Genomic DNA, 18,742 nt, shown 5'->3' with positions numbered 1-18,742 from the left:
AAAACCGCCCTGCCTAAGCACAAAATCCAAGCAAAAATCATCAAAACCAAGTAAAATACTACCTTTTGGCAATGTTGATTTTATTATGGCAAAATCTCGGCTTTTTCGCTCAACCATGATTGTCAGCTCAATGACAATGCTGTCTCGCATTTTGGGCTTGTTAAGAGACATGGTGCTAATGAGCGTTTTTGGTGCAGGCGGCTTGATGGACGCATTTTTGGTGGCCTTTAAAATCCCCAATTTTTTGCGTCGTTTATTTGCCGAAGGGGCATTTAGCCAAGCCTTTGTGCCTGTTTTGACCGAATACAAAGAAAAGCGAAGTTTTAACGAAGTGCAGCTGCTGATTGCTCGCACCTCTGGGGTGTTATCGCTGATTTTGCTCGTGCTGACTGTGGTGGTGATTATATTGGCACCGCAAGTTATTACCCTGTTTGCCCCCGGATTTATTGGTGATGCCCAAAAATTTGACACCGCAGCCGATTTATTGCGTTTGACTTTTCCGTATTTGCTGTTTATCTCAATGACGGCTTTTTTTGGCAGTATTTTACAAAGCTATGGTCGTTTTGCCGCCCCTGCTTTTGCTCCTGTACTGCTCAACCTTGCGATGATTGGCGGTACTTTGATTCTTGCACCAATGATGGATACACCCATCATGGCATTGGGCTATGCCGTTGCTGTCTCTGGCATATTGCAGCTGGTTATTCAGCTGCCGCAGTTGTGGCAACAAAAACTGCTTGTTGCTCCCAGTATCAATTTTCATGACGATGGCGTCAAAAAAATTCTAAAGCTCATGCTGCCAGCAATTTTTGGCGTTTCTGTTACTCAGATTAACCTGCTATTAAGTACGGTATTTGCCTCACTGATGATGGCAGGGTCAGTCTCTTGGATGTATGCTGCCGAACGCCTAAGCGAACTACCACTTGGGCTGATTGGCGTGGCAATTGGCACGGTGATTTTGCCAAGCCTTTCTGCAAGTCGTGCCAAAGCTGACCAAGAAACTTTTGTCAAGACGCTTGACTGGGCAGCACGGCTGATTATTCTGGTGGGACTGCCTGCAAGCCTTGCCATGTTTGTGCTGTCTAATGTACTAATGGACGCTTTGTTTGTGCGTGGCGAATTTGACGCCAACGATGCCTTGATGAGCGGTGTGGCACTAAAAGCACTCTCTGGGGGTATCTTGGGCTTTATGCTCATTAAAATTTTTGCCCCTGCGTTTTTTGCCGATCAAGACACCAAAACCCCTGTTAAAGTTGGCATTATTTCGGTATTTGCCAATATGCTGTTTAGCGTCCTGTTTATTGGGATATTTTATTTGGCACGCCTGCCGTTGCATGGCGGCTTGGCACTGGCAACCACCGCTGCAAGTTTTGTCAATGCTGCACTTTTGTACTTTATCTTGCACCAAAGAGGCATTTATCGCTTTGGCAAACCATGGCGAAAACGCTTTGCCCAATTTATCATCGCCAGCACCGTCATGGTGATTGCCCTGTATCTGCTGTTGCCATTTTATCCAGCACAACAAACTCAGTGGTATAAGTTACTGTGGTTATTAATCATTTGTTTGGCTGGTGCTGCCGTGTATGGTGTGGCACTGCTTGCCACAGGATTTCGCCCCAGTCAGTTGCGTCATCATTAGATGCCAAACAAAAGACACAAGCCATACAAATATTACACAAAAATACTTGTAACTTATGATAATCATCGTAAAATAGCTATTGTGGTGAAATTACCAAGTATGGCATCATGCCCAAACCAACAATTGATTAAGGAAATTCTATGCTAAACACTTCTATCAGTCAGCCTGTTGCTACCAATATTGATACAACGCTGAATCTTGAGCAAATCCGTGCCGAATGCCAAGCACTGGCAAAATCCCGAGCCAAAATATCTGCTGGCGTGGCAGTGATTCCATTGCCATTTTTGGATGTTGCGGTTGATGTTGCCATGCTAAGCAAATTATTGCCTGAAATTACCGCTCGCTTTGGACTAAAAGACGAAGCACAACTTGCAGGCAATGAAACGCTCCGTGAACAAAATCTCAAAGACCGCATCATCGCTGTTGGTGGCTTGATTGCCGCTCGTGGCGTGGTAAATAAAACCGTGCAAGGCTTTGGCGGTCGCTTTATTGGCAAGCAAGTCAGCAAATATATTCCGCTGGGTGGCTCAATGGTTGCAGCAACTTTAGGTTATATGATTTTTAAGAAAATCAGCTTTGACCACATCGAAGAATGCTATGCCATCGCCAAAAAAGCCCAAAGAGAGGCTTTGGCAGCAACTCAATAAAATAACCACTGTCAATTTATTGGTATTTTTAAATAAATAATTAAAAAACACCAAAATTTGCACAAAAATCTCAGCAATAAGCCTTGAGCAATTCTCATTTTCACTTGCTTTGAGGCTTTTGCGAATTTTTGGTATATTTTTTCACTTTTGGCATAACAAAATAACAGGTTTTATTTGAGAAAATTGCCCAAACACGCTACAATAAGCCAGTTTTGGGCATTGCCCTTTCTTATTAGTTATTCTTTTGGGCAAAATGCCCCAGCCAACCGCTAGCATAAGGTAAAAACATGACTTTTGTTGTAACTGATAACTGTATTTTGTGCAAATACACCGACTGTGTGGAAGTATGCCCTGTAGACTGTTTCTACGAAGGCCCAAATTTTTTGGTCATCAACCCTGATGAGTGTATTGACTGTGCCTTATGCGAGCCTGAATGTCCAGCCAATGCGATTTTTTCTGAAGATGAACTGCCTGCAGGTCAAGAAGAGTTTTTGGCACTCAACGAAGAGCTGTCAGGCGTATGGACAAACATCACCGAGAAAAAAGACCCGCTGCCTGACTACGAAAAATGGGACGGCGTTGAGGGCAAGATTCAGTACCTAGAACGCTAAATTCACACCAATAAACACGCTTGGAATCGTTATGCAAACGCTGGCAACTTGCTTGGTCTTGATTGTTATTATTGAGCATTTTTTTATCATGTACCTTGAAATATGCAAGATTCCAAGCTCACAAGCTGCCCGCATTTTTGGTCTGCCGATTGAGTTTTTGCAACAAAAAAGCGTGCAAGTTTTGTTTAGCAACCAAGGGCTGTATAATGGCTTTTTGGCGACAGGGCTTGCGTGGGCGTATTTTTTCGCCCCACAAGTTGCTCGCACTGATGCCAGTATTTTGTTTCTTGGCTTTGTTATTCTCGCTGCCATTTGGGGTGCCATCACCTCAAATCCAGCCATCTTAATCAAACAAGGTCTGCCAGCAGTATTGGCACTGTTGGCGGTGCTACTCATCTAATTTGGCATACACGATTAATTCAATCCCCCTTAATGCATTCACCCATCTGCTGATGGGTGTTTTTTATTACCTTGTCGCCAGCACAAGTTTATCATGATATTTTTTCATGTTTCTTTGAAAATATTGATACTTATTCATCATAAAAGTCCGTTATAATGCACAATTTTTATTAATCATAAATAATAGCAAAATATCGGTTATGAATAACAGCTCTCATCTTGCACAGCATAATCTGGCTTATGCCATCAATCACACCCCCATGCACCGCTACCAATGGCTGATTGTTGCTTTGGCAGTTGTCCTAAATATGCTTGATGGCTTTGATGTACTGGCAATCGCCTTTACCGCCAAAAGTATCCAAAACGAGCTGGGACTGACTGGCACGCAAATCGGCAGTCTGATGAGTGCAGGCTTTATTGGTATGGCGATAGGCTCTATGGGACTTGCTCCATTTGCCGATAAATTTGGTCGCCGTCCCTTATTAATCATCGCAACCGCCCTATCAGCACTTGGTATGCTGATGACTTATTTTGCCATCACGGTCGAGGACATCGCACTGTCAAGACTGATTACAGGCGTGGGCGTGGGTGGGATTTTGCCCTGCACCAATGTCATTGTCAGCGAATACGCCAATCAAAAATGGCGTGGTCTGGCAATCGCCATCTATGCCAGTGGCTTTGGTATCGGTGCAATGCTTGGCGGTCTGTCGGCAGTCATTTTGCAAGATGAGTTCGGCTTTCGTTCGGTATTTATGACAGGTGCTGTTTTGACAGGCTTGGCACTTGTTGCCATCATCGCTCTCTTGCCAGAGTCTGTGTCATTTTTAAACCAACAACAACCAAGAAACGCCGCCAACAGACTAACCAAGATAGCCAACAAAATCGGCAAAACAGGCGACTGGCGACTGCCACCTCTTAGCAAGCAATCAAAACAAACCACCGCCATCAGCCAGCTGTTTACTAGCCAACAATACAAAACCACCCTACTGATTTGGCTTGCGTTCATTGCTGTTATGTCGTCTTTTTACTTTGTCAGCTCTTGGACGCCTGCATTGCTAGAATCCTCAGGATTGGCAAAACAACAAAGCCAAACAGTCGGTATGGCGATCAGCATCGGCGGTGCGGTCGGCTCGTTGATTTTTGGCTTCCTAGTGAGCCATCTTAGCCCAAGATTTACCCTGATGACATTTATCGCATTATCATCGCTTGCCATCATTGCTTTTGTTTTTAGCCCCAATCTTGCCATCGCACTTGTTTTTGCTGTGCTTATCGGTGCTTTGATAAATGGTTGTATCACAGGCCTGTATGCCATCAACCCAACGCTATACAAGCCAAGTTTTCGCAGCACAGGCGTTGGTACAGCAATCGGCATCGGGCGACTTGGCTCAATAGCCTCGCCAATTTTGGCAGGCAAGCTGCTTGATTTGGATATTGGCAAAGATGATTTGTACTTAGGTGCCAGTGGCGTTATTTTGCTTGCCTGTGTCGCTGTGTATTTTTTGCACATTCCCAAGCAAACTGACTAAAAGCATAATTCGATAACAATTAACACTTTTATCAAACCAACCAGATGAGGATTTAGCCATGTCAAAACTATTTGCAACCGCCACCGTGCGTCATCAAGCCCCTTATCGCAATGATGTCGTTGGCTCATTTTTACGCACCCAAGCCTTAATGACTGCCAAAGAAAAACTCAACGCAGGCACAATAAGCAGCGATGATTATCAAGTGATACTTAAGCAAGAAATCAGCAAATTGGTCGAAAAACAAAAACAGCACGGTCTTAATGCCGTCAGCGATGGTGAATTTAGCCGTGTATGGTGGCATTTGGATTTTTTGGCGGACTTAGAAGGAGTGCAATGGGTAGAGACCGAGAATTTTTCCGTACAGTTTAAAGATGCCAAGCCAAAAAGCCACAGTGTAACCATCACCGACAAGATTGATTTTTCGGACAAGCATTCATTCATCAATACCTATCAGCTTCTTGCCGATGCTGCAGGCGAGACGCCGACCAAATTTACCATTCCCTCACCCTCAATGCTGCATTTGGTTGCCTGTGTGCGTGATCCAAACTATCAACCAATTGATCGCTACCAAGATGAAGCAGTGCTGTATCGTGATATTGGCGATGCTTATATCAAGGCAATGCAAAAATTTTATGCAATGGGGCTAAGAAATCTGCAACTTGATGACACCAGCTGGGGTCAATTTTGTGCGGTGGATAAGCGTGCCGAATTTGCCGCTCGTGGCTGGGATTTTGACAAACTTGCCAAAGATTATGTTGCTATGATTAATCGCATCGTTGATGCCAAGCCTGCCGACATGACCATCACCATGCACATTTGCCGTGGCAATTTTCGCTCCACATGGTTCTCAGAAGGCAGTTATGCCCCTGTTGCCGAAGTGCTGTTTGGCAGCTGCCGTGTTGATGGATTTTTCTTAGAATATGACAGCGATCGGGCTGGCGATTTTGAGCCATTAAAGCACATCAAAGACCAGCAAGTCGTGCTTGGACTGATTACCTCAAAAACAGGCGAGCTTGAAGACAAAAATGAAATCATCGCACGCATTCAAGAGGCAACCCAATATGTGGACATTAATCAGCTGTGCCTAAGTCCGCAATGTGGTTTTGCCAGTACCGAAGAAGGCAACATTCTCACCGAGGAAGCCCAGTGGGCAAAAGTCGCACTCATTCGTGAAATTGCCGATGAAGTTTGGGGTGCGTAGGCTCACCAAAAAGCACCCGATAAACAATTGGGTGCTTTATTTATTAGTATTAATAAACAATGCTTATTTAATCTTTGATAGGTGTTTTGTTATAAAAGAGCAAATTTTCGTACGCCTCAAGCCCTTGTTTGATTAACTCTGGCAAATGATGAATATTTGGCAGTACTTCGCCACAAGCAATCAGCCCAAAGTCAATGCGGTCTTGATAATTGGCAAAGCTGATATTCAACGCCTGCCCATCAAACAGCACAGAAGCAGGATAAACAGCTGATAATCTTGCACCATTTAGGTATAATGGCGTATTGTCATCACCAGGGATATTGGAGATTACCAAATTAAACGCTTGTTTTTTTGGATACAATCGCAGTGCCAAATTCACCCCCGCCCACGCATAATGTGCAGCTGTATAATTGATAAATTGTGCCTGCGTCATACGCTGCATTCGTGCTTTTCCAGCTTGAATGCTTTGACTTATTTTGTTAATTCTAACTAACAAATCCTCTTCAGCCGTTCCCAGATTTGTTGGGATAAAAGAAATCTGATTACCCAGTGCTGTATCATTATTGCGTAGCGAAATTGGCACAAAAGCAATCAGCGATTTGCTCGGCAGAGCATTTTGCTGACAAAGATAAGCTCGCAGTGCATAAGCACACACCGCCAAAATCACATCATTGGTTGTCAGCCCAAGGGTTTTGGCAATCTCCACAAAGCGTGATTTTTGTAGTGCAATTGCCAAAAAATCTCGCCGTGTGGTGATTTTTTGATTAAATAGCGATGGCGGTGCTTGCAAACTGCCAATAAACGCCTCTGTCTGCCCTTGACGATACAGCTTATAATCTTGCTTTAGCTCAGCCAGTACAGGCGTAATGCTGCCAAGCTGCTCTGTTAAATGCCCCAAAAATGACTTATTCTGCCGCACAAAACTGCTCTGACGCTGGCGAATTTGCCTTGACCAAAGCGGCTGTGGCAAAATCTCGTCAGCTCGCCTAGAAAGCAAGCGTTGGAATAATCGCATCGCTGCCACGCCATCAAGCACCGCATGATGAATCTTAAGGTATAAAGCAAATCGCTTGGGGGCGTTTTCATGCTCTGGCTGCAAGTTGCTAAATAAGTGCAGCTGCCACAGCGGTCTGTCTTTTAACAAACGCTCTTCGTGCAAATTAGAAACTTTTTCTAGCAATTCGGACATTTCGCCAGTTTGTAGGCGATGATGGTAACAATGCTTGTGCCAATCAAAGCGGCTGGCTTTTTGCCAAAAAAGCCCTGCAAGCTGTTGATTAAATGGGAAATTCGGCAAACTATCAACATCCGCCTGTCCAAGCAGTTGGGCAAAATACTGTGCTTCGTCTTGACTGGTGCTGTGCTTTGGCAATTCAAATACACAAATCCCTGCCACATGCATCGGCTGCTTGGCATTTTCTAACAATAAAAACAATAAATCAACAATGCCAAGCATACGCACAATCTACCGTCCTTAAAAAACTGTGCCTATGATAGCAAACTTTGTGGCATTTGATAAGTCTTTCATGATTATTTTTTAATATTTAACAAACAGTTATTAACATCAGCCTGTTAATCTAAGTGAAAAAATACCCCGTCTGTGGCGAGCTTGCCTGTGCCATGTAGCGTGGCGACATTCGCCCTGCCAAAAACGCTGCACGCCCAGCCTTGATTGCATATTGCATCGCCGTTGCCATCAAAGTGGGATTTTTTGCATGAGCAATTGCCGTATTCATCAGCACGCCATCACAGCCAAGTTCCATGGCAATAGCAGCATCAGAAGCCGTACCAACTCCAGCATCAACCAGCACAGGCACTGTGCTTTGTTCGATAATCAAACTAAGCGTATGGCGATTGAGCAGACCCAAGCCAGAGCCAATCAAACTCCCCAGCGGCATAATCGCCACACAGCCCATGCTCGCCAGCTCATTTGCCACGATTGGATCGTCAGAAGTGTACACCATGACCTCAAATCCATCATCAACCAGCTGCTTGGCTGCTTTGACCGTCTCAATGACATTGGGATACAGGTTTTTTTCATCGCCCAGCACCTCAAGCTTGACCAAATTATGCCCATCAAGCAACTCCCTTGCCAACAAACAGGTACGCACCGCACTGGGTGCATCAAAACAGCCTGCCGTATTTGGCAAAATTGTATATTCCGTTGGTGGAATAATATCGAGCAGATTTGGCTCATTGGGATTTTGTCCGATATTGGTGCGGCGAATGGCGACGGTAACAATTTCTGCACCACTTGCCTTGATTGCCTGATGAGTGGCGTGCAAGTCTTGATATTTGCCTGTACCCACCAATAAGCGAGAATCAAACTCTCTGCTGCCGATTACCAATTTGTCTGCATTCATCATCCTTTGCCCCAATAAAAGTCATCAGCTGCATTGTATCGCAAAGCTACCAAGATAACAATGCCAATCAAGGACAAAATCAACAAATCACACCACAAAAGCAAAGCCTACCGACAATCATTAAGCAATCTGTTAAATTATAATTTATAATAATTGATAAATAATACGCATCGCCAGCAATTCTCTTGCTCACCAATACACCACCAAAGCAGCCCGATGACAGTAACAGCTTTTGTTGCTACGCCAAAGTTTTGCTCAGCTTATTGCGTTGATTGTCAATTTGTTGGTTGCTTTTTGTTAGATTTTTGGTAAATTTTTATAAATAATTATTAAATATATTATAAATTAACCAGCTGATTTTTGGCATCACAAGCAGCCCATTTGGCAAATTCCACAGCCACTATCCATTCAAACTCTCCATAGTTTCAAGATGCGATAAGTTTAAAATGGTGCAAGCATAGATTTTGCATACAGCCCATCGTTTTATCTTAGCGATAAATTATCTTTAGCTTGGTATGATTAATTTGCGTTGTGGCAACTGCTGGCTACACAGGGAAAAATAAAGCAACAAAAAATGTATGACCCATGCAGCATTATTGATGGAATGTTATGACCAATGGTTAAAAAGCAAAAAAGCCCAAGCTACTGGCTTTGGGCTTCATAATACTGAAATTTTACAAGAAAATGGGGCGACTAATGGGACTCGAACCCACGACAACCGAGATCACAACCCGGGGCTCTACCAACTGAGCTATAGCCGCCATAAACATAACAGGCAAATGGCACGCCTGGCAGGATTCGAACCTGCGACCACCTGCTTAGAAGGCAGATGCTCTATCCAACTGAGCTACAGGCGCTCATGATATGGCTTTCGCCAACAAAAAAAGCCTGTTCGGCTTTAAAATGGTCGGAGTGGAGGGATTCGAACCCCCGACCCTCTGGTCCCAAACCAGATGCGCTACCAAGCTGCGCTACACTCCGATTTCAAACTTCAAGTCTTGATTTGCTAATCAGCTTGTCGTTGTGGTGCGTATGATACAACCAAGTCGGCTTACTGTCAAGAAATAAATTTCAAAAAAGTTCAGAAAATTTATAACTTATTGATTTTTATATATTTTAATCTTTCGTGCTTGACTGGTTGCCATCAGCATTACGAACGATAGTCATGCCATGTGCCACCGCCGCTCTGGTACCGCCTGTCAAATGAATAACGGTGCGTCCACCATCTAACTGCTCAATAAGCTCCACTGCTTTTTGTGCTTTTGTGCCACCACCGCACAAAACATAAATATCACCCTGCGTTTCGTCAATCAGCTGCCGATTAATCGTTGCCAATGGTTGATTGGTCGCATATTCAATATGCCCCTGTTGATATTTGTCAGCATCACGCACATCCCAAATAATCTTATCCGCTGTCGGTGTAAATTGGGTAATATCCAGCGTCTTAATCATCACTTATCTCCAAAATAGCCAAATCATCTGCAAATATCATACCAACACGGACGGTTATTTACAACACAACCTTGCCATTTTATGATATTATCTGTGCAGTTACGCTTTTTGTTATTTTTATCATTCATCAAGTTGCATTTATATGTCAGCACTCCGCAAACATCGCTCATTTTTTCGCAGTAAGCGGCAAACCACCCCAGCAAGCGTAGCTGGCAAAAGCCTTGTCGCTCTGTGGACAGCATGGGGTCTGACCGCTGTATGGCTACACAAGCCCATCGGTGCTGGCAGTTATGCAATCATTGCCCTATTGCCCATTATCTTTTTGGCAACTTTTTACAAAAAACCAAAATACGCCAAAGCTCTTTTGCTCATCAGCTTGATTATCATTACTCTGTGGTTTGTCGCCATGCAGCCCAGCAACAATCGGCCGTGGCAAGATGAGGTGCTTCAGCAATTAAGCTATGAGCAGCAAGGCGATATCATCACCATTAACAATGTACGCAACTTTGATTGGCTAAGCGAAAACGACTACATTGCAAACTGGCAAACTCGCCGCTACGATCTATCCAAGCTGCAGACACTGGATTTGTTTGTTTCTATTTGGGATAACGAAAATATCGCTCACACGCTGTTATCGTTTGGCTTTTCAGACGGTCAGCGATTGGTATTTTCTATTGAGATACGCAAAGAAATTGGTGAAGACTTTTCATCAATTGGGGGATTTTTCCGTCAATATGAACTGACCATTGTTGCCGCTGACGAAAAAGACATCATCTATACACGCTCCAATGTTCGTAATGAGCGAGTGTATCTATATCCGCTAAACTACCCCAAGCCTTATATTCGTAAGCTATTCATGAGCTATTTACAAGCTGCCGAAGCACTAAAAGACACTCCTGCTTGGTACAACACCCTAACCGCCAACTGCACCACAGAGATTTTTAGGCTTATCAAAGACATCACGCCCTACCCTCGCGATTATCGGATTTTGGTATCGGGCAGACTGCCAGCATACCTGCACGAACTTGGTGTGATAAATCAACAATACTCATTGCAAAACTGGAAAGAAATGGCGTTTATCAATCCAAAAGTTGCTGCTTATTCGGCAAAAAATCCCATTTCCTCACAACAATTTTCACAAAAAATCCGTGAAAATTTACCTCCTGCCACCGAGCCTAAGCCAGCAAAAAATTAAACCCAAGCGAATAAAATAATATTTTTCAATGAGTTAAACCAAAATACTGCACCCACCTCTCCAAATTCACCACAAACCGCCGCATCATTTGTCAGATTTAACAATCAGTGCTTTATCTACAATAAAGCACTGCGATTAAGCCACTCCCCCAAGTGTGCAATTGTTAAATCCTATCAGTTGTAAAAAAATAAATCATTTAAAATCAAAATCTTATAAAAATTTTCTCAAGTAAATAAAAAAACCCTTGCCAAAATACAAAAATCATATATAATACCCATCATCAAGACAACGCAAGTTTTCTTAAGCAACAAATTGGGGACGTGGCGAAATTGGTAGACGCACTGGATTTAGGTTCCAGCGCCGCGAGGTGTGAGAGTTCGAGTCTCTCCGTCCCCACCATATTCAACCAGTGATATTCACTGGTTTTTTTATTGGCAAATTTTTGCTCAATGAGCAATTGCACTTGCCAACGCCATTCCTTGCACCGTACTGTAGCAAGAAACCTGTTAGGGTGTGCAGTGCTATTCGGTAGATGTCGCCTTCTTGCTATTTTCTCTTAATTCTTTTTTAAATCAAAGTTTTGATTAGCTTGTAATGCCCGTGGATTTTTGCCACCCCACCAGTATTTGCGGCATTTGCTATCGGCTGCCCATGAAACATTAATAAAAAATTTTTCTTTTTGATCTCGGAAGCTAAAATCCATACCAAATTTAATCACAGTTTCCTCTTTACAGTATATATACCCCTCTGGAGTTTTAACAGGTGTGATTTTTTCTTATTTATATTTTTTTTAACCTTGTCACTTTTATCTTCCAAAAATGATCTAGTCAAAGAGCGATGAGAAAATTTACCCTTACTTATATAGCTCTCATTATCATAAGATTTATCAAAATCTGTAAGTTCATTCATAAGTTGCATTGGCTGTGGTTCAAAAAGTATACTGACCAAACCCAGCCATAATTGATATAGTGAAACAATAAATCAAACGCTTTAAAATGGTTGGCTAACTTCTTTAAAAAACAGCAAGTATGAAAACAATCAATAATGTTTTGTAATAATAGAAAATAGCACCATATTTATCAATCAAAGTGCCGATATACATTGGTGCAAAAATAGAAGATACCACCTCTAATACCATTACCAGACCAAAAAAGCGATACTTTGTGTCATTTGCAACAAATGAACGGCTGATGTGACCAACAGCAATGCCTTAATCACATTCAACAATAGCTCTGCTATGAATATTCTTGCCATAAAATATACTCATTTGCCCATTGTATAAAATCATCATAACAGAGTGCTGCTTGTGGCTCGTCTTCGCTTGCAAAAATTGCAGTACAAATTCCTTGCACATTAGAGACAGTAGGATGAATGGTTTGTTCAGCCAAAACATCACAATGGTAGTCTACAACATGGGTTAAATCGCAAGTTTTTGCAATATGTTTTATTTTGGCACGGACTCGTCCCAAGCTAAACACCACCCAACCACCACTTGTTGTGTTGTTTTTTTGTTCAACCTTTGCTGGTCTTTGATGATATAAAGTATCTAGCAACCAAGCATTTAAATCGACACCGCGCACCAAATCATTGGTTTGATTGATTCCTGCTCCACCTGTTCTGCAAGCAATTTCGCACAGAACAACGGTATCATCTTGATCAATAAAATATTCGGCATGAAATGTAAAAGCCATAGGAACATCAATGACACTCAACACCTCTTCATGAGCCTTTTTTAATTTTTGATACGTCGCTGATTGATTGGGCAATAAAATTGACCCCAATGAAAAATTATGATAGAAATCATCAATCAAACCGTGAATGTATTCGCCACAAGACAAATATTGTATTTGATTGTTATAACAAAAACCATCAACATGATATAATTTTCCCTCAACATAACTTTCAATCATTAAACTAGGTTCGGTAAATCCATTGCTACGAAAATCTGATTGAGCAAACGCCTCTATATCTGCAACCGATCTTAAAATTTGCGTACCAACACCTCCGCCACCCTCCTGTTGCTTCACCACTACAGGAAAGCCATTTTTTTGGATAAAATCATGAATATCTAACACAGATTTTACCTCTGCAAAACAAGGGGTCTTAACACCTTTAGATGAAAAATAATGTTTCATCGCTATTTTATTTCTAAAGATACGCAATATGTTTTCAGGAATATGGTCAAGGCCAAGCCACTGATTCATTCTGTGCGCCCTATACAAATCAAACTCAGCTACAGCAAAAACAAGCTTAATTTTGGCAGTTAAATGAAAATGGTACACATAATTTTCAAGCTGTCCACTTTTATCATAATTGCTCACCAAGACAAAACTACACACCATCCCTTCAATCATCTGGGCATATTTTGCACAAGTTGCTGTCATTTTTTCCTTAGAAGCCAGTACAACCACCTTGTCTTTTGAGGCAAACTTTTTTAATACTGTATATAAAGCATATAAATTGCCTCTGTGCAAAAGAATAATCACTGAAATTTACTCAACTATCGCTTGGGTTAAAAATTGATTACGAATTTTATGGGCAATCATCACACATTCATCAAAATCATTAGCATAAACCACTGCCATGGTATGACGCATTGCCGAACACTCTGGGCGAATAACACACTCTCCTGGGCTGATATTTATCTCAATTTCATCAATATAATCGCCATAATCTTGCAAATCAGGCATCTTCACATAAGTGGCACCTTCTACAAAGTTGGTAAAAATCACATGGGCAAATTTGGCCTTAATGGCTGCAGGTGTATATGCAATATGTGCAAGCTGGTGCAAATAGGCTTCGATTAAATCAACGCCAGTGGTCAAACGCACTAGGCTTACAATGCGATCGCCACCTGTGCGAGAATGCCCCTCTACAATATGCACACCCGTTTGGTTGATAATAATTTCGGTGTGCGAAGGCCCTTCTTGCAATTCCACCAAATCCAAAAACTCTTTAACTTTTTGTATTATCAAACTGTAGCTGGCATCATCTAATTTGGGTGGCATGATATGACCAGTTTCAATAAAATCTGCATCAATGAATTTTTTGGTAATGGCGATAATCTTATGTTGCCCATTATCGCTCAAAGCCTCTACACTATATTCATCACCATGAATGTATTCTTCCACCAGCACATATTCAAGTTCTTGATATTTCCGAACAAAAAGTTCAGTGTCTGTTTTTCCAACAAAATAACGCCCAATCAAACGGCTGCCGAAACCATCTACTGGCTTAACAATCACATCAAAATTAATACTGTTCAATAACGATTGCAAATGCGATACTTTTGTTAATTTTGACCACATGATAAAATGCTCTGCCAAACAATGTCTCATTGCTTCTTTATCACACAATCTTTGTACACAAGATACGCTATTTGCCCGAAGATGATAGCATTCATTCAACTTGGCTGCCAATAACAAATACCCTTCGGTAAAAGAAACAAACTTGCAAATTGTGAGCTTGGAGCAATAAGCACCTAACACATGTGTGATTGCATCGTATGTGATTGCATTTAAACCAATTTGAATATAATCATCACGAAAAACGAAATGTTCTTTTGTTTGGCGAATATCAATAATTTTTAAGCCCCTAGGAGCTCTGCGTAAAATCGCTTCGTTTGCACCAATTATAACAACCCACATACACGCTCTCCATTAATCATTTGTGTTATTTTTAAGACTATGTTTTTCATAAAGTATTGCACATCATTGGCATCAAACAACGAACGCCTATATTGCATTCTCAATAAAAATTCGTCCTGATAAGCATCGATATAAAGCATCATGTCAAATTTCACATCAAAACCCAAATCCTGATGCAAGATGCCATCCGTCTTCATTGATAGTTTTTCTGATTTTTTATTTAATAAGCTAATAAAGAATGTTGTCAAAGGAAATCTGTCTTGATCAAAATGACAATTTTGCATTTTAACCAACTCATCATATTGCAAATCTTGGTACTTCATTGCTTGATATAAGCCATTATGAACATACTCTAAATAGCATTTGATATTACGCTCCAAAACACCATTTAAAAAACTACGCACCGTAACTAATGAAATAAAATTCCCAATTACCTCTTCTTCGTATATAGTCATTCTGCCCAATGCGGGTGTCCCTACCACAACATCATTCACTTGATACTGCTCGTGCAAACACAAAAAATAACTTGCTAAAATTACCGTAAATGGCGTGCATTGCATTTTTTGAGCAAATAATTTAAGTTTTTTGGATAAATCAACATCAAGCAATAAAATACTCTGAAAACCTTTTGCATTAAAATCAGGATATTGGGTGGCAACATTAATTTTTTTATAGGGTCTTTGATACAGATTTTGCCAATATTGCAAAGAAGAATCGCTTGTACCGCAATGATTGAGTGAATATCTACTATACTGCAAAGGCTTGATAGATGGCGTTTTGCCGTTTAAGCACTCTATCAATTCTTGTTTAATTAGTCCTTGAGAATATCCATCACAAATTAAGTGATGGATATTCCATACAACCATTTGATAGCTTGGGCTCTGTACAAGCGTCATAGAAAATAATGGCCATGTTTGTATGTCAATTACTCTTGATGCCTGCATCAATCTGACTTGATTGAGTGTATTTTCAAAATCACCATCACTACATACAACTTGCGTTATTTTATGATTTTGATATACATCCTCTGGCACCAAATGCATTTTTTCATCAAGACAATAGATTGCAATGCATCATGGCGCGCAATCACAGCAATCAAAGCGTCTTGTAATTGTTGAATATCCACCCTTGAAAAATCCCATAGCACCAACATATTGCACCAATTACGATTGTACATTGGCATATAAATATTTTTGTAGCGTTTTTGTTGAGGGGTGAAAGGATAGCTAACAATTGGCACATCAAAGCTTTGAGCATCCTGAAAGAGCTGGGCATCTTCAGATGTATGCTTTGGCTGCTGATTTAGCCAATGACAAAAATCTTGAATTACTGGATGCTCATAAACAGACCAATAATCAATTTTTTTGCCAGTAGCACGCTCAAGCTCAATTGCAAAATAAGCAATGTCCAAAGAATCGCCACCAAGCTCAAAAAAGCTGTCATTTCGGGTAATCGCACCCTGATAACCTGTTACTTTACGCCAAATCTGATACAGTATATCATCATCTTGGACGTCAATGGTCTGCTGATTGGCATAACTCAATAAAGCTTGCCGGTCAATTTTGCCACTTGCTGTGCGTGGCATTTGTTCCAAATGATAAATTTGATTTGGCAAAATGGGCTGGTATAGCTTGTTTTTAAGTTGATCATACACCAAAGATTTTTGTAAAGATCCGGTATAAAATCCGATGATTTTGGACCTGCAATCTTGCAAAACAACACTTTGAGTAACACCCTCAATGGCCGCAAGATGAGTATTAACATCACTTAAATGCACTCGCACACCATTGACTTTTATTTGATCATCAACACGCCCTTGCACAAACAGTAACCCATCTTTTATCTCACCGATATCACCTGTTGGATACCATTGCTTTCCATCTTGCCATACAAAATTATCATACCCCAGATAGCCCAAACTTGGGTATTTGGTATGTATGAGAATCTGATTTTGATCATCTAATACAAATTCTGTATCAGGCAATGCCCTACCCACAGGAATGGCATCATAATTTTCTATTTGTGCCAAATCGCTGTCATAATAAAATTTTGCCAGCGTAGTTTCTGATGGACCATACAAATTAACCAAGCAATCAACCACAAAATACTGTTGTAAGTGATACACAGTGCTTTTTTGTAATTTTTCTCCTGCAAAAAATACCTTTGCCAGTGGCAGTTTAGATTGCCCCAACCTCATTGTGTTCAACCAAAAATCAAAAACTGAAGGCACGCCATACAACACATTGATTTGTTTGGTTTTAAGCCATTTTGTTAGACACTCACCCGATTGATACTTCAAATCAATATTAGGAATAACCAATGTTGATCCCGAGATTAAAGTTGTAAAAATTTCTCGATAAATCACATCAAAGGCACAATTTGTCGTATGTGCAACACGATATTTGACCTCATTAAAATAACGCTTCTTTTGCCAGCAAATAAAATGCACCAACCCCGCGTGAGAACCTAAAATAATCTTTGGCTCACCTGTCGATCCTGAGGTTGTAACCACATAGCCCTCATCCTTTGGATTGATTGGTTGCTCAATATTGGCACACAACGAGATAGTTGATTGATTTTTCTTAATGTCTAATAAATCTTTTTGATTAACTACTTTTTTACAATCTATTTGGGAGAGAATCTTTTGATTAAACTCTTCACTTCTCGCTGCATCCAATAGTACACAGCTTTTTTTATGTGCAAAAATGGCAAACATCATTGCAATCATTTCAACAGTGAGCAGAGCATCACAATGTATGGCGATTCTTTGAGTGGGAATTGTAGTTAGATATTGATAATAGATATGAGATAATTGCAATAATTTTTCATAAGAAATATGTTGCATTGGACTTTCGATTGCAACATCGCGATTATTCTGAGCGACTTTTACAAATAAGCCAAATAAATTATCCATTTACCAAATATCCTTTATTTTCAACAGTATATTTTTTTATTCTATCATAATCATTAACATTGACAGTTTTGATCATCCATCTTTGTTTGGCAGATTCAATATGATTCATTGCCATAATTTTCTTACAATGTATGGAATAATTATTTTGTGAAGCAATTAAATCACCCGTTCTTAAATGAACACAAATTTTATTTTTATGCAATAAAGCGATTAGTTTTTCAATCAACGCTAGACCAACATCTGTGGTTGCTTTTGTACGATTTTCAAAAAAACGCAAATCCACACCATCAATATCACTTAATATTGGATGTAAATTTGCCTCACCCAATCTTACTAGGCTTTTATATGTACTCAAATCATCATACGGTGTATAGAACTGTGCTTTTGCCAACTCTTGCTTTTCTTTTAAACTAAAATGTTGTAGAATATCACAATTTTTTACAAAACAAGTGGTGATCATGTTTTCAATATCATTTCTAATACAAAAAATATTTACCCAATCTGGCCTTACAAAGTGATTAGCCAAATCTTTATGAAAATAAATATCATGTAATGCTTTTTGAGATTGACTATTAAATAATTCTTCCACTGGAAAAATGTCTTGAAAACATCACCTTGATTGACATTTAAATATCCGATCGGATTTTCATTCCTGAGCTGAGCAAAAATTTCCAAAACTCCTTCCACCACAAAAGTTTTCTTATTAATTCTTTTTTGTTCCACTGGATTTTGATTATCAAATACTGGTAGCACAGGATCCACAGGAAGACCCTCAATGAAAATAAACGGCTCTCTTGCTTGGTCTATGTTGGTTGTTTCTAAAATAAATTCATACAAGCCTCATGGAACTCTATTGCCTTCAATTAACTTGCTAATGCAATTTTTAAAAGCTTTATAGTCATAATAAGGATTATGAAGATTTAACAATATCGTTTGCAATTCCAAACTTTCATCCAGAGCCACTCGATACTTAATCATGGTTTTTCCTAAAAATATCTAACCATTCTAGCATTTCATACGAATAAGCGCAACTAAATAATCTCTAACCAATACAAATAACAACAAACCCCCTCCATCACTCGATGAAGGGGGCTTAAAAGGGATGCTGACGATGACCTACTCTCACATGGGCGAACCACACTACCATCGGC

Annotated in this window: 16 protein-coding genes and 4 tRNA genes; 8 read left to right on the top strand and 12 right to left on the bottom strand. The window is 40.4% G+C overall.

All coding sequences use genetic code 11. The annotated features are described in order from the left end of the window. Nucleotides 1-85 precede the first annotated feature (85 nt). The 6 genes from murJ to BW928_RS09280 all read left to right on the top strand — a co-directional run bounded on the left by murJ (nt 86) and on the right by BW928_RS09280 (nt 6,020). Nucleotides 86-1,636, top strand: coding sequence for a murein biosynthesis integral membrane protein MurJ (gene murJ, locus BW928_RS09305; RefSeq protein ID WP_076555955.1), 1,551 nt, complete (start codon nt 86-88; stop codon nt 1,634-1,636). A gap of 140 nt (nt 1,637-1,776) precedes the next feature. Next, the gene (locus BW928_RS09300) at nt 1,777-2,283 is read left to right on the top strand and encodes a hypothetical protein (RefSeq protein WP_076555954.1); all 507 of its coding nucleotides are present in this window, start codon (nt 1,777-1,779) and stop codon (nt 2,281-2,283) included. A 287-nt stretch (nt 2,284-2,570) separates the two neighbouring features. Then, nucleotides 2,571-2,894 (top strand): ferredoxin FdxA, encoded by a 324-nt coding sequence (gene fdxA, locus BW928_RS09295; RefSeq protein WP_076555953.1) that lies wholly within the window; start codon nt 2,571-2,573, stop codon nt 2,892-2,894. 31 nt (nt 2,895-2,925) lie between these two features. Next, complete coding sequence (locus BW928_RS09290) at nt 2,926-3,294, top strand: DUF1304 domain-containing protein (protein WP_076555952.1); 369 nt, start codon at nt 2,926-2,928, stop codon at nt 3,292-3,294. Between the two features lie 199 nt (nt 3,295-3,493). Continuing rightward, complete coding sequence (locus BW928_RS09285; protein ID WP_076555951.1) at nt 3,494-4,819, top strand: MFS transporter; 1,326 nt, start codon at nt 3,494-3,496, stop codon at nt 4,817-4,819. A gap of 58 nt (nt 4,820-4,877) precedes the next feature. Then, the gene (locus BW928_RS09280) at nt 4,878-6,020 is read left to right on the top strand and encodes a 5-methyltetrahydropteroyltriglutamate--homocysteine S-methyltransferase (protein ID WP_076555950.1); all 1,143 of its coding nucleotides are present in this window, start codon (nt 4,878-4,880) and stop codon (nt 6,018-6,020) included. 67 nt (nt 6,021-6,087) lie between these two features. Here BW928_RS09280 and BW928_RS09275 read toward each other — a convergent pair whose 3' ends face one another. From BW928_RS09275 to BW928_RS09250, 6 genes are all read right to left on the bottom strand, one after another. Beyond that, complete coding sequence (locus BW928_RS09275; protein WP_227516589.1) at nt 6,088-7,476, bottom strand: wax ester/triacylglycerol synthase family O-acyltransferase; 1,389 nt, start codon at nt 7,474-7,476, stop codon at nt 6,088-6,090. Between the two features lie 121 nt (nt 7,477-7,597). After that, a complete protein-coding gene (locus tag BW928_RS09270) occupies nt 7,598-8,383 on the bottom strand; it encodes a thiazole synthase (RefSeq protein WP_076555948.1) in 786 nt (261 codons plus the stop codon). 685 nt (nt 8,384-9,068) lie between these two features. Continuing rightward, nucleotides 9,069-9,144 (bottom strand) — tRNA-His (locus tag BW928_RS09265). 19 nt (nt 9,145-9,163) lie between these two features. Next, a tRNA-Arg gene (locus BW928_RS09260) sits at nt 9,164-9,240 on the bottom strand. Between the two features lie 47 nt (nt 9,241-9,287). After that, a tRNA-Pro gene (locus tag BW928_RS09255) sits at nt 9,288-9,364 on the bottom strand. A 135-nt stretch (nt 9,365-9,499) separates the two neighbouring features. Then, nucleotides 9,500-9,835: a rhodanese-like domain-containing protein gene (locus BW928_RS09250; protein WP_076555947.1), complete on the bottom strand. Its 336-nt coding sequence runs from the start codon at nt 9,833-9,835 to the stop codon at nt 9,500-9,502. A 142-nt stretch (nt 9,836-9,977) separates the two neighbouring features. Between BW928_RS09250 and BW928_RS09245 the strand changes: the two genes are divergently transcribed. Together BW928_RS09245 and BW928_RS09240 are read left to right on the top strand one after the other, a co-directional pair. Further along, nucleotides 9,978-11,030 carry an Lnb N-terminal periplasmic domain-containing protein gene (locus tag BW928_RS09245; protein WP_076555946.1) on the top strand — a complete coding sequence of 351 codons (1,053 nt, stop codon included), beginning with the start codon at nt 9,978-9,980 and terminating at the stop codon, nt 11,028-11,030. A 314-nt stretch (nt 11,031-11,344) separates the two neighbouring features. Next, nucleotides 11,345-11,429: transfer RNA gene (locus BW928_RS09240), tRNA-Leu, on the top strand. A gap of 157 nt (nt 11,430-11,586) precedes the next feature. Here BW928_RS09240 and BW928_RS11685 read toward each other — a convergent pair. The 6 genes from BW928_RS11685 to BW928_RS11330 all read right to left on the bottom strand — a co-directional run bounded on the left by BW928_RS11685 (nt 11,587) and on the right by BW928_RS11330 (nt 18,180). After that, entirely contained in the window at nt 11,587-11,748 is a 162-nt protein-coding gene (locus BW928_RS11685; RefSeq protein ID WP_158078454.1) for a hypothetical protein, read from the bottom strand. A 517-nt stretch (nt 11,749-12,265) separates the two neighbouring features. After that, a complete protein-coding gene (locus tag BW928_RS09230) occupies nt 12,266-13,516 on the bottom strand; it encodes an ATP-grasp domain-containing protein (RefSeq protein WP_143821528.1) in 1,251 nt (416 codons plus the stop codon). Nucleotides 13,517-13,522: 6 nt separating this feature from the next. Then, entirely contained in the window at nt 13,523-14,368 is an 846-nt protein-coding gene (locus BW928_RS09225; protein WP_158078455.1) for an ATP-grasp domain-containing protein, read from the bottom strand. Nucleotides 14,369-14,661: 293 nt separating this feature from the next. Beyond that, nucleotides 14,662-15,711, bottom strand: a complete 1,050-nt coding sequence (locus BW928_RS09220; protein WP_158078456.1) for a condensation domain-containing protein — start codon at nt 15,709-15,711, stop codon at nt 14,662-14,664. After that, nucleotides 15,678-17,591, bottom strand: coding sequence for an AMP-binding protein (locus tag BW928_RS09215; RefSeq protein WP_076555941.1), 1,914 nt, complete (start codon nt 17,589-17,591; stop codon nt 15,678-15,680). The genes BW928_RS09220 and BW928_RS09215 overlap by 34 nt, the downstream gene beginning before the upstream one ends. Then, nucleotides 17,584-18,180 (bottom strand): hypothetical protein, encoded by a 597-nt coding sequence (locus BW928_RS11330; protein ID WP_143821529.1) that lies wholly within the window; start codon nt 18,178-18,180, stop codon nt 17,584-17,586. The genes BW928_RS09215 and BW928_RS11330 overlap by 8 nt, the downstream gene beginning before the upstream one ends. Nucleotides 18,181-18,742 lie beyond the last annotated feature (562 nt).

This window comes from Moraxella cuniculi DSM 21768, assembly GCF_900156515.1.
GTDB classification, from domain to species: domain Bacteria; phylum Pseudomonadota; class Gammaproteobacteria; order Pseudomonadales; family Moraxellaceae; genus Moraxella; species Moraxella cuniculi.
Note: the sequence above shows the minus strand (reverse complement) of the source record. Positions and strands in the feature narration are given on the sequence as shown.

What these genes read in the sequence shown, in the direction of transcription:
- BW928_RS09215 (WP_076555941.1), bottom strand. Translation starts at nt 17,591, where the DNA reads ATGGATAATTTATTTGGCTTATTTGTAAAAGTCGCTCAGAATAATCGC.
- BW928_RS09290 (WP_076555952.1), top strand. Translation starts at nt 2,926, where the DNA reads ATGCAAACGCTGGCAACTTGCTTGGTCTTGATTGTTATTATTGAGCAT.
- fdxA (WP_076555953.1), top strand. Translation starts at nt 2,571, where the DNA reads ATGACTTTTGTTGTAACTGATAACTGTATTTTGTGCAAATACACCGAC.
- BW928_RS09275 (WP_227516589.1), bottom strand. Translation starts at nt 7,476, where the DNA reads ATGCTTGGCATTGTTGATTTATTGTTTTTATTGTTAGAAAATGCCAAG.
- BW928_RS09270 (WP_076555948.1), bottom strand. Translation starts at nt 8,383, where the DNA reads ATGAATGCAGACAAATTGGTAATCGGCAGCAGAGAGTTTGATTCTCGC.
- BW928_RS09300 (WP_076555954.1), top strand. Translation starts at nt 1,777, where the DNA reads ATGCTAAACACTTCTATCAGTCAGCCTGTTGCTACCAATATTGATACA.
- BW928_RS09245 (WP_076555946.1), top strand. Translation starts at nt 9,978, where the DNA reads ATGTCAGCACTCCGCAAACATCGCTCATTTTTTCGCAGTAAGCGGCAA.
- BW928_RS09250 (WP_076555947.1), bottom strand. Translation starts at nt 9,835, where the DNA reads ATGATTAAGACGCTGGATATTACCCAATTTACACCGACAGCGGATAAG.
- murJ (WP_076555955.1), top strand. Translation starts at nt 86, where the DNA reads ATGGCAAAATCTCGGCTTTTTCGCTCAACCATGATTGTCAGCTCAATG.
- BW928_RS09285 (WP_076555951.1), top strand. Translation starts at nt 3,494, where the DNA reads ATGAATAACAGCTCTCATCTTGCACAGCATAATCTGGCTTATGCCATC.
- BW928_RS09280 (WP_076555950.1), top strand. Translation starts at nt 4,878, where the DNA reads ATGTCAAAACTATTTGCAACCGCCACCGTGCGTCATCAAGCCCCTTAT.
- BW928_RS09225 (WP_158078455.1), bottom strand. Translation starts at nt 14,368, where the DNA reads ATGAGACATTGTTTGGCAGAGCATTTTATCATGTGGTCAAAATTAACA.